Origin of the sequence: Streptomyces sp. NPDC091287 (assembly GCF_044768525.1) — a bacterium.
Classification (GTDB): domain Bacteria; phylum Actinomycetota; class Actinomycetes; order Streptomycetales; family Streptomycetaceae; genus Streptomyces.
On record NZ_JBIVUV010000032.1, the window covers coordinates 50,045 to 63,185 of the forward strand.

7 protein-coding genes are annotated in these 13,141 nt (G+C 73.7%); 4 read left to right on the plus strand and 3 right to left on the minus strand.

The features are described 5' to 3' along the window. Positions 1-97 precede the first annotated feature (97 nt). The 3 genes from ACIQRW_RS36675 to ACIQRW_RS36685 all read right to left on the minus strand — a co-directional run bounded on the left by ACIQRW_RS36675 (position 98) and on the right by ACIQRW_RS36685 (position 6,770). Positions 98-1,384, minus strand: a complete 1,287-nt coding sequence (locus ACIQRW_RS36675) for a carbohydrate ABC transporter permease (RefSeq protein WP_403769244.1) — start codon at positions 1,382-1,384, stop codon at positions 98-100. Between the two features lie 106 nt (positions 1,385-1,490). Further along, a complete protein-coding gene (locus ACIQRW_RS36680) occupies positions 1,491-2,855 on the minus strand; it encodes an ABC transporter substrate-binding protein (protein ID WP_403769247.1) in 1,365 nt (454 codons plus the stop codon). 255 nt (positions 2,856-3,110) lie between these two features. Continuing rightward, the gene (locus tag ACIQRW_RS36685) at positions 3,111-6,770 is read right to left on the minus strand and encodes an FHA domain-containing protein (RefSeq protein WP_403769266.1); all 3,660 of its coding nucleotides are present in this window, start codon (positions 6,768-6,770) and stop codon (positions 3,111-3,113) included. Between the two features lie 494 nt (positions 6,771-7,264). Between ACIQRW_RS36685 and ACIQRW_RS36690 the strand changes: the two genes are divergently transcribed. The 4 genes from ACIQRW_RS36690 (at position 7,265) to ACIQRW_RS36705 (ending at position 12,952) form a co-directional block, all read left to right on the plus strand. Further along, complete coding sequence (locus tag ACIQRW_RS36690; protein WP_403769250.1) at positions 7,265-8,959, plus strand: serine/threonine-protein kinase; 1,695 nt, start codon at positions 7,265-7,267, stop codon at positions 8,957-8,959. Between the two features lie 276 nt (positions 8,960-9,235). Then, positions 9,236-10,483 carry a serine/threonine-protein kinase gene (locus ACIQRW_RS36695; protein ID WP_403769253.1) on the plus strand — a complete coding sequence of 416 codons (1,248 nt, stop codon included), beginning with the start codon at positions 9,236-9,238 and terminating at the stop codon, positions 10,481-10,483. A 114-nt stretch (positions 10,484-10,597) separates the two neighbouring features. Continuing rightward, positions 10,598-11,704, plus strand: coding sequence for a peptide chain release factor 2 (prfB, locus tag ACIQRW_RS36700; RefSeq protein WP_073741249.1), 1,107 nt, complete (start codon positions 10,598-10,600; stop codon positions 11,702-11,704). Between the two features lie 330 nt (positions 11,705-12,034). Next, positions 12,035-12,952, plus strand: a complete 918-nt coding sequence (locus ACIQRW_RS36705; RefSeq protein WP_403769257.1) for an LPXTG cell wall anchor domain-containing protein — start codon at positions 12,035-12,037, stop codon at positions 12,950-12,952. Positions 12,953-13,141 lie beyond the last annotated feature (189 nt).

Genomic DNA, 13,141 nt, shown 5'->3' on the forward strand with positions numbered 1-13,141 from the left:
CGTCCCTCCTTCCGGATCCGGCGGATGTTGCTGCGTTCTCCCGGGGGACGACCCCCGGACCCCCAGCCGGGAGGCGGCACGGGGCGGGCGTGGCCCGTCATCGGCGTCCCTCCTTCCGGATCCGGCGGATGTTGAACAGCATCACCGGGATCACCAGCAGCAGCAGGAGCACCGCGATCGCGCTCCCGATCCCCAGGTCCGCGTCCGTGCCGAACGAGGACCTGTACAGCTGGAGCGCCAGCACGTTCGCGTCGTCCTGCGAGGAGCCCGGCGCGATGATGAACACCAGGTCGAAGACCTTCAGCACGTTGATCATCAGTGTCACCAGGACCACCGCCAGCACCGGCGCCAGCATCGGCACCGTGATCCGGCGGAACACCTGCCACTCGTTGGCGCCGTCCACCCGGGCCGCCTCCAGGAGCTCACGCGGCAGACCGGCCAGGCCCGCCGCGATCAGCACCATCGCGAACCCGGCCCACATCCATACGTAGCTGCCGATGATCCCGGGCGTCACGAGGGACGGTCCGAGCCAGTCGACGCCGTTGTACGGCTCGCGGAAGTTGTCGGCGGGCAGGCGCAGTTGGGCCCCGTCCGCCGAGGCGGGCAGGGTGAACACGCCGTCCGCTCCGGCCGTGGCCGTGGCCACGACCTTCCCGTCCTTCACCGCCTCGACCTTCAGGCCCTTCAGCCCCAGCTCCTTCGGGTCGACGACATTCGGCTTCCCGCCGCCGCCCCGGGTGAAGTCCAGCCAGGCGGTCCCGGAGATCCTGTCCCCGGAGGCCGCCGGGGCGCCCTCCGCCGGCCGCGCGTCGCCCGGCATCTTCGCCGGAGCCACACCGATCAGCGGCACCCGCAGCGGCTGGCCCGCCCGGACCGGCTCCTTGGACACGAACGCCCCGCCGTCACCCTTCTCCAACGGGTGCACGGGCAGCGGGCGCGCCTTCGGGAAGACGGAGGACTGGTTGAACGTGTCGTGGACGCCCACCGCCACCGCGTTGGCCACACCCCGCTCGGGAGCCTGGTCGTACACCAGCCGGAAGATGATGCCGGCCGCCAGCATCGAGATCGCCATCGGCATGAAGACGATCAGCTTGAACGCGGTGCCCCAGCGGATCCGCTCGGTCAGCACCGCGAAGATCAGCCCGAGCGCGGTGGCGACCGTCGGGGCGAAGACCACCCAGATCGCGTTGTTCTTCACCGCCGTGACGATGGTGGCGTCGGTGAACAGCGCCTTGTAGTTGTCGAACCCGGCGAAGCCCGTACCGGCCTGGTCGAAGAACGACCGGTAGACCGAGTACCCGATCGGATAGAGCACCAGCGCGCCGAGCAGCACCAGCGCGGGCAGCAGGAACGCCGCCGCGATGACCCTGCGGGTACCGGTCACGCTCCGGCGGGGGCTCTTCGGATCCGGGGGCGGGGAGGGACGGGGATGCGTGTTGTCGGCGGGGGGCGCCGACCCGGCGCCCCCCGCGGTCGCTGTCGTCACGGCGTCAGCTCTTGTACGCCTTGACCGCTTCGGACTCCAGCTGTTTCTGGGTCCCCGCGATGTCCTTCGGGTTCTTCAGGAAGTCCTGGAGGATCTTCCACTCGCCCTTCCCGGGCGTCCCGCCGAACGACTGCGGGGCCTGGTCGGACATGTCGAACCGCACGTCGTCACCGGCGTCGATCAGCGCCTGGGCCATCGTGCGCTGCACGTCGTTCGGGTACGCCTTCAGGTCCAGGCCCTTGTTCGGGGAGATGAACCCGCCCGCCTCGGCCCAGATCTTCGCCGCGTCGGAGGACGCCAGCCAGGTCAGCAGCGCCTGCGCGCCCTTGGTGTCCTTCAGCGCCACCGCCGCGTCGCCGCCGGTCACCACGGGGGAGTCCGCGCCGACCGCCGGGAACGGGAAGACCTTGGCGTCCGTGCCGATCTTCGCCTCGGTCTGCGCGATGTTGATGGAGACGAAGTCGCCCTCGAAGACCATCGCGCCCTTGGGCTGGTCGCCCCCGGTGAACGTCTGGGTCACCGAGGCCGGGAACTCCGTCTGGAGCGCCCCGTCCGCGCCGCCCGCGATCAGCTCCGGCTTCCCCCACAGCCCGGCCAGCGTGGTCAGCGCTTCCTTGACGGACGGGTCGGTCCACGGGATCTCGTGCTTCGCCAGCTGGTCGTACTTCTCCGGCCCCGCCTGGGAGAGGTAGACGTTCTCGAACCAGTCGGTCAGGGTCCAGCCGTCCGCGCCGCCCACCGAGACCGGCGTGACGCCGGAGGCGGAAATGGTCTCCGCGGTCGTCAGGAAGTCCTTCCAGGTCTTCGGCTCGCTCGCCCCCGCGTTGTCGAACGCGGCGGCGTTGTACCAGATCAGGGACTTGTTGGCGGCCTTGAAATACACGCCGTACTGGGTGCCGTCCACCGCGCCGAGGTCCTGCCAGACCTTCGCGAAGTTCTGGCCGAGCTGCGCCCGCGCCTCGGGGCCGACCGGCTTGGCCCACTTCTTCGCGGCCGCCTGCTGGATCGCGCCGACCTGCGGGATCATCGCGACGTCCGGCGGCTGCTTGCCCGCGATCTTGGTGCCCAGGAAGTTGATGATGGGGTCCTGCGCCGGGACGAACGTGACGCTCGCGCCCGTACGCTTCTCGAACTCGTCCAGCACCTTGGTGAAGTTCTCTTGCTCGGGCCCGGTCCAGACCGCGGCGACGGAGATGTCCTCCCCGTCCAGCTTCGGCAGCTTCACCGTGGACGCGCTGTCCGTGCCCTTGCCGGAGCCGTCGTCCGTCTTCTTCTTGCCGTCACCGTCGCCTCCGCAGGCGGTGAGCGCCAGAGCGCCGACCGCCGTGAACACGACCGCGGCCCTGCGTATCGAGAAGGTTGTGCGCATTCCTGCCCCGTCTCTGCTGTACGCGTCCGGCCATGTCCGCATGCCCGGACCACGTCGTCCGTGCGCACAGTCCTACGCCGGGCGCACGGGCCCCGCAATACCGCCGGACGCCCCAACAGGCTGATCGTGATCGCCTCGTGACGTCATGTCAGGGCATGTCGGAAGCCTGCCGGGGCAGGGGGAGGAGCGTGTCGAAAAGGTGGCCGGGTCGGAGGGCGGGGGCGGGCCGGGACGGTGGCCGCGCCGGAGGACGCGTCAGGCCGGGAACGGCACCAGCGCCGGCAGCCGCTCCGCGTTCACCGAACGGGCCGCGCGCTCCAACGCGCTGGCGAGCAGCGCCAGGTCGGTCGGCCCGTTGCCCAGCTCCCGGACCGGGCGCCGGGTCGGCGGATCGCCCATCCGCTCCCACTCCAGCGGGACGACGGTGGGCCGCAGCGTCGCCGTACGCGGGATGCGACCGGTGACCCGGCCCCCCTGGAACGGCGTCACCCGGCCGTCCGGATGCCCCAGCCTGCCCCGGCCGGGGGCCGGCTCGTCCGGGGACGGCGGCAGCACCGGGGCGTCCAGCACGATGCGCAGCCGGGCGCCACGGGCCAGCTCGGTGTCCTCCGTGCGGTCCGGGCGCGCGGAGGTGGCGACCAGATGCACCCCGAGCCGCCCCCCGTCCCGGGCCACGGCCTCCAGCGCCCGCACCACCGAACCGGCGGCCGGCCTGCCGGGACTGCCGAGCGACGGGGCGACCAGCGCGTCGAAGTCGTCGGCGAGGACGACGAGGCGGGGCAGCGGCGACGGGCCCGGGTCCCCCGGCCGGGCGGTGGGGCGTAGCCGCAGGGTGCCGCTGGCCGGGGAGTCCAGATCGCCCTGCCGCTCGGCGCCGCTCGGCGGACGCTGGCCCACGATGCGCGGCGGGCCCTCCTGCTGGGCGTGCCGCTCGTGCCAGGCGGCGAAGTCCAGGTCGCCGAGCAGCTCGGCGCGCCGCTTCAGCTCGCCGCCCAGGGCCTGCGCGAACTCCCGCATCCGGACCGGGTCGCACGCCACGAGGTGGGTGAACACATGCGGCAGCTCCGTACAGGGGAGCAGCCCTTCGCAGCGCTCCCCCCGCTCGCCGCCGGAGCCGTCGACGAGCAGGATGCCGAGCCGGTCGGGCCGGGCGGCGGAGGCGAGCGAGGCGGCGACGGCCCGGAGCAGCTCGGTGCGGCCGCTGCCCGGCGGCCCCTCGATCAGCAGATGCGGCCCCTCGTCGGCGAGATCGACGCTGAGGGGCCCCCGGGGGCCCGCCCCGAGCACGAGGACCGGCCGGCCGGTGTGGGCGGCGGGCCCGGGCGCGCCCCCGTCGCTCCGTTCCCCGGAGCCCTGCCCCGGCCCGGAGCGTCGGCCGCCGAGATAGGGCGTGCGCTCCGAGTCCCGGGAATCCAGCGGCGGATACGGCGTGCGCCCGGAGTCGCGGGCGTCCAGCGGTGGGTACGGGGTGCGGTCCGGGTCGGGGGCGCCCGCGGCCGGGTACGGCGTGCGGCCGGAGTCGCGGTGGGCGGAGGAGGCCGCGGTGCGCTGCGGGCCGACGCGCGGGCCCGCGCTGAGGGTGCGCCCGGAGTTGGGGCTGTCCAGCTCCTGGCGGGGCGCGGGGGCCGCCGTGCCCCGGGGCGCCGAGGCGCCGGGCTGGGCCTCCGCCGTGGACGCCCAGCGGGCCATCAGCGAGGCCGGCGTCGCCCGGGCCAGGCCCAGCTCGTCCAGCAGCCGGGCGGACGGCGGCAACGCCGCGGTCGTCGGACGGCCGGCCAGCGCGGCCGAGCCCTCCTCACGCAGGGGCGCCAGGGCCCGCCCGAACCGCTCGGCCCAGGCCGCCGACACCGCGTCCACGGCGGCCACCGTCCCGTGCCCCGCGGCCTGCCCGCCCGCCGTGCGCAACAGGCGCAACGCCGTGGCGACGTCCCCGCTGAGCATCGCGACCGCCCCGCACTCCCGGAAGGCGATGGACGCCCGGCAGGCGGCCTCGTACGTCGCGGACACCGGGGAGATGGGGGAGGCGGCCGGGGTCTCGGCCAGGCAGATCAGATGGATCCCGGCCGCCGCGCCCGCCCCGGCCAGCCGCGCCGTGGTCTCGCGCAGCATCGCCGTACCGGGGTCGCCGTCCAGGACGACCACCGTGTGCGGACCCGTGTGGGCGCGGGCGGCCTCGGCCACCGAGGCCCGGTCCAGATGCGGCCAGCCGGGACCGAGGGGGCCCTCGTCGAGGCGGCGCACCAGCTCGGCCGTACGGGCGGCCGCCTGCTCACGGTCGTACGCGAGGAGCAGCCGGCAGTCCTGCCCGTGCGTCGGGCGCAGATGCGGCAGCCACCCCAGCCAGGACCACTCGCGCCGCCGCTCCTCCAGCGGGCGGGAGCGGTCCGTGCTGATGAGGACGATCTCCAGGTCGAACGGGGAGTGCAGTGCGGCGAGCTGCGCCACCGTCGCGCGGGCCAGCCCCGCCAGCCGGGCACGCGGACCGGCGAGCCCCAGCGAACCGGCCTCGCGCAGCCCCACGGTCACCGGCACGGCGGGCACCTCGGCCCGGTCGGTCGTGCCGAGCCGCACCACCAGCGCCTCCGGGTGCTCCGGATGCCGCTCCCAGAGCCGGGGCCCGGGACCCAGCGCGGTCAGCAGCACGGTCGCCGGATCCGGCCAGGTGCCCTCGGGGGCGGTGGGCAGCGCGGAGAACGGGGAGCCGGGGGAGGTCGGGGAGGCGAGGTGCCCGGCCCCCGACGGCCCGCCGGACGGATCGTGGGAGCCGCCCGGGAAGTCGTGGGGCCCCGCCGTGGAGCCGTACGCGCCGGGTCCGGGCGCCGATGATCCGTACGCCGATGATCCGGGCGCCGTCGGGCCACCCGGGCCGCCCTGACCGTCCGGGGAGCCGTAGGCCTCGCCCCGCCGCCCGGCGCCGGTCTCCGGGCCCGCCTGCTCGCCCCTCGCGCCGCCCTTGAGCCGCCTCGCCCACGCTCCTATGCCGCGCCGGGGCGCCGGGGTGTCGGCGAACTCCTCGCCACGGGCATGGGTGCCATGTCCCGGGTACGCGCCCGGCCCGGCGTCGGCGTGCTCGGGCCAGGAGGCCTCTTCGAGGGAGGAGCCCGGGGCTCCGGAGCCGCCGTGGGGCCAGGAGGACGCCGGTGGACCGGCGGGAGCGGGGAACGGGGAGGCCGGTGCGCCGTAGCCGTGGCCCGGGCCGCCGTGGTCGGGGGTGTGCGCGGAGAGCGGCGCGCCGGTGCTGTGGTCCGGGGCGGGAGACCCCGTCTCGGCGCGGGCCACCCGCAGGTGCCCCTCGCCGTCCGGGGCGGTCGGCAGCGTCGCCGGACGGGAGCCCGCCGTGAGGCGGAGGGCGGACTCGCCGAGCCGCAGCAGCGCGCCGGGGGCGAGGCGGACCGGCCGCTCACGCACCTCGACGCCGTCCAGGGAGGTGCCGTTCGTCGAACCGAGGTCGGCGACCGAGACCCGGCCGTCGTCGGAGACCGTCACCGCGCAGTGCAGCCGGGAGACGTCCGGGTCGTCGAGCGGGACGTCCGCGTCGGCGGAGCGGCCGATCCGGATCTGCCCGCCGTGCAGCAGGTGGACGCCGCCCGCGTCAGGGCCCGCCACCACGTGGAGCTGGGCCGGAACGGGGTCGTCCGTCGCCTCGTCGTCGCCGGGGACCTGGAGCGAGAGGACCGCGCCGTCCACCAGGGGCGGTTCGCCCAGCGCGACGCGGTGCCCGTCCAGCCGCTCCCGTCCGGCGAAGAACACGATCGCTCCGCCGCCCTGGGAGCTCTCGGGCCCCGCCACGGCGGAGGCCAGGTGGGAGGCGACGGCGGCCAGCGCCGTCCCGGCGGGTGCGGTGACGAGCACGTCGCAGGTGCGCGCCGGGGTCTGGCCGCTGCGCGGCGCGAGGACGGTCAGCCGGATCTGCATCGCCGTCAGCGGTCCCTTCTGCGCGGGGGTGCCCGGCAGGGGAAACGCCCTGTGATTCCCCCCACCCGGCACGGACACGTCGTCCGTACAGGTCGTCACGTACCGCGAGACTCCGACCTCGCAGATCCGTGCTGGAGGCATCCTCGCACCTGCCACTGACAACACGCCCGGCGGTCACCTTTAAATGATCTTGAATGGTCGGCTGTGGGCGCAAAAGTGCCTGCTTGCGTCCGGATCCCGCCGCTGGGACGGGTTTCCCGGCGGTTGCCCGCCGGATGCCGGACGGAAATCCGCTCCCCTGACCGAACGCCTGACCGGCCTGTGATCAGCCGTGCGGCAACCTTCCACCCGGTCCGCGCGTCTTCCCCCGAAACGTGAGCCCCCGGTGCCCCGTTCGGCGGCACTACAGTGGGCCGGAACATTCGGACTGGCCCAGGGAGCGAACAAGACCCCTGGGGGACCGCAAGCACCACGATCAGCAGGGAGCGCATGACGTGCGGCCGGTAGGCAGCAAGTACCTGCTCGAGGAGCCGCTCGGACGCGGCGCCACGGGCACCGTCTGGCGAGCCCGCCAGCGGGAGACCGCGGGCGCCGAGGCAGCCGTCGCGGGTCAGCCCGGCGAGACCGTGGCCATCAAGGTCCTCAAGGAGGAGCTGGCCAACGACGCCGACGTCGTGATGCGGTTCCTGCGGGAGCGCTCCGTCCTGCTGCGGCTCACGCACCCCAACATCGTGCGCACCCGGGACCTCGTCGTCGAGGGCGATCTCCTCGCCCTGGTGATGGACCTGATCGACGGCCCCGACCTGCACCGCTACCTCCGCGAGAACGGCCCGCTCACCCCGGTCGCCGCTTCCCTGCTCACCGCGCAGATCGCGGACGCGCTCGCCGCCAGCCACGCCGACGGCGTCGTCCACCGCGACCTCAAGCCGGCCAACGTGCTGGTCGACGAGCGCGACGGCCGGATGCACCCGATGCTCACCGACTTCGGCATCGCGCGCCTGGCCGACTCCCCGGGCCTGACCCGGACCCACGAGTTCGTCGGCACACCCGCCTACGTGGCGCCGGAGTCCGCCGAGGGCCGCCCGCAGACCTCCGCCGTCGACATCTACGGCGCGGGCATCCTGCTGTACGAGCTGGTCACCGGCCGCCCGCCGTTCGCCGGGGGCACCGCCCTCGAAGTCCTGCACCGGCACCTCAGCGAGGAGCCCCGCCGCCCCTCCAACGTCCCGGCCCCGCTGTGGACGGTCATAGAGCGCTGCCTGAGCAAGGACCCGGACCGGCGGCCCAGCGCCGAGAACCTGGCCCGCGGTCTGCGTACGGTCGCCTCGGGCATCGGCGTCCACGCGAACTCCGCCCAGATCGCCGCCGCCGACGGGGTGGGCGCCCTGCTCGCCCCCGACCCGGCGCCCACCGCGGTCCCGGACACCCCGGGCGCGGCCGACCCCACGCAGGTGCTGCCGAGCAACGCGGGCTCCTACGACCCCGCCGCCCCCACGAGCGTCTTCCAGCAGACCGGCGGCCCGGGCGGCCAGGGCCCCGGCGGCGGCCACGCCGACCCGACCGCCGTCCTGCCGCCCGTGCCGCAGCGCCCCGACGGGCCGCCGCAGCCGGACGGGCCGCACCCCTGGCAGTCGCAGCTCCAGGCGGCCCGCGACCGCAACGAGCAGACCCAGGTCCAGTACCTCGACCCGAGCCAGGACCCGCTGCGCCGCCGCCCCCAGCGCCAGCAGCCGCCGCAGCAGCCCCATCAGCAGCAGCCGCCCCAGCGCCGCCAGCCGCCTCCGCAGCACCAGCAGTACCCACCGCAACACCAGCAGCAGCAACAGCAGCAACAGCAGCATCAGCCGCAGCGCTACCAGCAGCCGCAGCAGCCGCAGCGGCAGCAGTACGCGCCCCCGCAGCCGCAGCAGCCCCAGCAGCCGGCCCCGCGCCCGCCGCGCGAGCCGCGTCCGCCGAGGCAGCGCGGCGCCAACCCGATGCGCATCCCCGGACTCGGCTGCCTCAAGGGCTGCCTGTTCACCGTGGTGCTCCTGATCGTCGCCGGCTGGCTCATCTGGGAGCTGACCCCGCTCCAGGACTGGGTCGCCCAGGGCAAGGGCTACTGGGAGGCGATCGGCGACGCGATCGGCACGGTCACCGACTGGATCTCCAAGGTCGGCGACAGCACGGGCAGCTCGGGCGGGGCCTGACCCGAAACTGCCGGGTGGCGCCCGACGCGTAACGGTCGGGCGGCGCACCGACGCGCAACGGTCGGGCGGGGTCCGGCCCGTATCGGTCGGGCGGGGTCCGGCCCGTATCGGTCGGGCGAGGCGAGGTCCGGCCCGTAACCCTGTCCCTTTGTCGACTTCTCCGGGCCTATTTGGCCCGGAGAAGTGAAGGTCGGTGCCATCCAGGGCACGTGACACCCCGAACGCCGCGTAACTTTGTCGACCGGGGGTCCACCGCCAGCCGCTGAGGGAGCAGTCTTGGCACGGAATATCGGCAGCCGGTACACGGCCCACCAGATCCTGGGGCGCGGCAGCGCCGGCACGGTATGGCTGGGCGAAGGGCCCGAGGGCCCGGTCGCCATCAAGCTGCTCCGTGAGGACCTCGCGTCCGACCAGGAGCTCGTGGGCCGCTTCGTGCAGGAGCGCACAGCCCTGCTCGGACTCGTCCACCCGCACGTGGTCGCCGTCCGGGACCTCGTCGTGGACGGCAACGACCTGGCCCTGGTCATGACCCTCGTACGCGGCACCGACCTGCGCACCCGCCTCGACCGCGAACGTCGCCTCGCGCCCGAGGCCGCCGTCGCGATCATCGCGGACGTCGCCGACGGGCTCGCCGCCGCGCACAAGGCCCACGTGGTCCACCGGGACGTCAAGCCGGAGAACATCCTGCTCGACATGGAGGGTCCGCTCGGCCCCGGCGGGGCCCACCCGGCCCTGCTCACCGACTTCGGCGTCGCCAAGCTGATCGACACCCCGCGCCGCACCAAGGCCACGAAGATCATCGGTACGCCGGACTATCTGGCCCCCGAGATCGTCGAGGGCCTCCCGCCGCGCGCCGCGGTCGACATCTACGCCCTGGCGACCGTGCTCTACGAGCTGCTCGCCGGCTTCACACCCTTCGGCGGTGGCCACCCCGGCGCGGTCCTGCGCCGCCATGTCACCGAGACCGTCGTCCCGCTCCCCGGCATCCCCGAGGAGCTCTGGCAGCTCCTGGTCCAGTGCCTGGCCAAGGCCCCCGCCTCCCGGCTGCGCGCCTCGGAGCTCGCCGTACGGTTGCGCGACCTGCTGCCCCTGCTGGCGGGGATACCCCCGCTGGAGGTGGACGAGCCGGGCCCGGAGGAGAGCGACCAGCAGCCCGCCGCCTACGACGAGCAGCAGTACACCCCGGCCGCCGAGGAGCCCCGCCGCCGCGGCGCGGTCCCGCTGGTGCCCGGCTCCGCTCCCGACTCCAACCGGGACACCCACACGAGCATGCGCGTCCCCGCCCCGGACGAGCTGGCGGGCGGCCCCCTCGGGACGGCCCGCGCCCCCCGCGCCCCGGGCAGGCCCCGGCCCGGCTCCGCCCGCAACAAGGCGGCGGCCGTCCGCAAGCGCCGTATCACCCTCGGTGTCGCCGCCCTCGCCCTCTGCGCGGCCGTCGTGGTCGGCGGCCTGCTGGCCGGCGGCGACGGCGACGGGGGCCCGGCACCCCAGGACAGCGAGAACTCGGCGCCGGCGACCCCCTAGGAGACGCCGGAAGCCCCCTGGCGGAGCCGGGGGGGACCCTCGCCCCGGTCCGGGACCGGCATCCGGTTTCCGGGCGAGGGCAAGCTTCATCCGCCCAGCCGTTACGCTGGACCCGTGGCAGTCGTCGATATTTCCGAAGAGCTGAAGTCCCTCTCCTCGACCATGGGGTCGATCGAGGCCGTCCTGGACCTGGATGCGCTGAGGGCGGACATCGCCGCGCTCGAGGAGCAGGCTGCGGCGCCGTCCCTGTGGGACGACCCGGAGGCGGCCCAGAAAATCACCAGCAAGCTTTCCCACCTCCAGGCCGAGGTCCGCAAGGCCGAGACCCTGCGCGGCCGCATCGACGACCTCGAAGTCCTCTTCGAGCTCGCCGCGGACGAGGCCGACGCCGACGCCCAGGCGGAGGCCGAGACCGAGCTGGAGTCGGTGAAGAAAGCCCTGGACGAGATGGAGGTCCGCACGCTCCTCTCCGGCGAGTACGACGCGCGCGAGGCCCTGGTGACCATCCGGGCCGAGGCCGGCGGCGTCGACGCCGCCGACTTCGCCGAGAAGCTCCAGCGCATGTACATCCGCTGGGCCGAGCGGCACAACTACAAGACCGAGGTCTACGAGACCGCGTACGCGGAAGAGGCCGGCATCAAGTCGACCACCTTCGCCGTCCAGGTCCCGTACGCGTACGGCACGCTCTCCGTCGAGCAGGGCACCCACCGCCTGGTCCGCATCTCGCCCTTCGACAACCAGGGCCGCCGCCAGACGTCCTTCGCGGGCGTCGAGGTGCTCCCGGTCGTCGAGCAGACCGACCACATCGAGATCGACGAGTCCGAGCTGCGCGTGGACGTGTACCGCTCCTCGGGTCCCGGCGGACAGGGCGTCAACACCACGGACTCCGCGGTCCGTCTGACCCACCTGCCCACCGGCATCGTCGTCTCCTGCCAGAACGAGCGCTCGCAGATCCAGAACAAGGCGTCCGCGATGAACGTCCTCCAGGCGAAGCTTCTTGAGCGCCGCCGCCAGGAGGAGCAGGCGAAGATGAACGCGCTCAAGGGCGACGGCGGCAACTCCTGGGGCAACCAGATGCGTTCGTACGTCCTCCACCCGTACCAGATGGTCAAGGACCTGCGTACGGAGTTCGAGATGGGCAACCCCGAAGCGGTCTTCAACGGCGAGATCGACGGCTTCGTCGAAGCGGGCATCCGCTGGCGCAAGCAGAGCGAGAAGTAGCCTCGGCGGTACGGAGGTTGGGCCCGGACAGGCGACTGTCCGGGCCTTCCCGCGTTGCGGAGGACCTGTGCCCGATGCGTCACAGTCCGGCTTCCGAATAGCCGTCAAGAACCCCCATACCGGTGCCTAGTGCACGGAACGGCCTTGACGTAATCCTTAACTCTGGCCAGGGTGCTAGAGCAGCATGCGTATGTCTGGGACGGGTGTGAACCGGGGGGCTGGCGGGGTGACCACGACACGACGTGGCCTTGCCGAGAGCGATTCCCCGCAGGGCCGCGACCCGCATATGGCTGCTCCAATGACGAGATCGGCTACTGGGGGTAGCAACACATGACGAAGAAGACGCGTATTCGCGTCGCGCGGATCGCCGCCGGCGCGGTTATCGCCGCGGGCGCCTCGCTGACCGCGGCCGGCGCGGCGCAGGCGATCGGTATCGGCGTCGACACCGGCGTCGCCGATGTCGAGGTCCAGACGGGCCTGCTGGACGACGACCCGATCGGCGGCGCCGACGTCGGCGGTGGCGACCAGGGCGGCGTTGAAGGTGCCGTTGAGGGTGGCGACCAGGGCGGCGTAGAGGGTGCTGTCGAGGGTGGCGACCAGGGCGGCGTTGAAGGTGCTGTCGAGGGTGGCGACCAAGGCGGCGTTGAAGGTGCCGTTGAGGGTGGCGACCAGGGCGGCGTAGAGGGTGCTGTCGAGGGTGGCGACCAGGGCGGCGTAGAGGGTGCCGTTGAGGGTGGCGACCAGGGCGGCGTAGAGGGTGCTGTCGAGGGTGGCGACCAGGGCGGCGTTGAAGGTGCTGTCGAGGGTGGCTCGGGCAACAACGGCGGCTCCGGCAACAACGGTGGCTCGGGCAACAACGGTGGCTCGGGCAACAACGGCGGCTCCGGCAACAACGGTGGCTCCGGCAACAGCGGCGGCGGCGACCAGGGTGGCACCAGCACCTCCGGCGGCTCCACCGACGGCGGCTCGACGGCCGGCGGCGGTTCCGCGACCGGCGGCGGTTCCACCACCGGTGGCGACGACGCCGGCTGCACCGTCGACCTCGATGGCGCCGAGTGCACCGACAACACGGACACCGACAGCGTCGGCAACAAGCCGGTCGAGCAGAGCAAGGGCAAGGAAGAGCTCGCCGAGACCGGTGCGGCCGAGACGACCTTCCTGGTCATCGGCGCCGCGACGATGATCGCGGGCGGCATCGGCTTCCGTATCCTGCCCCGCCTGGTCGGCGGCGGTCGCACGGTCGCCTAGTCCGCGACGGACCGTACCGACGCGTAGCGGGCGCGCATCAGCCCCCGACGCGGCACGGCACAGCATGAAGAAGGGCCCGGGAGGGCGTACGACGCCTTAGGTTCTAGTGGTCGTTGCAACACCCCAGCTCAAGGGGTGCGATGGACTTCGGGATCCGTGAGGTGCGGACCGCGCAGGGGCCTGTGAAGC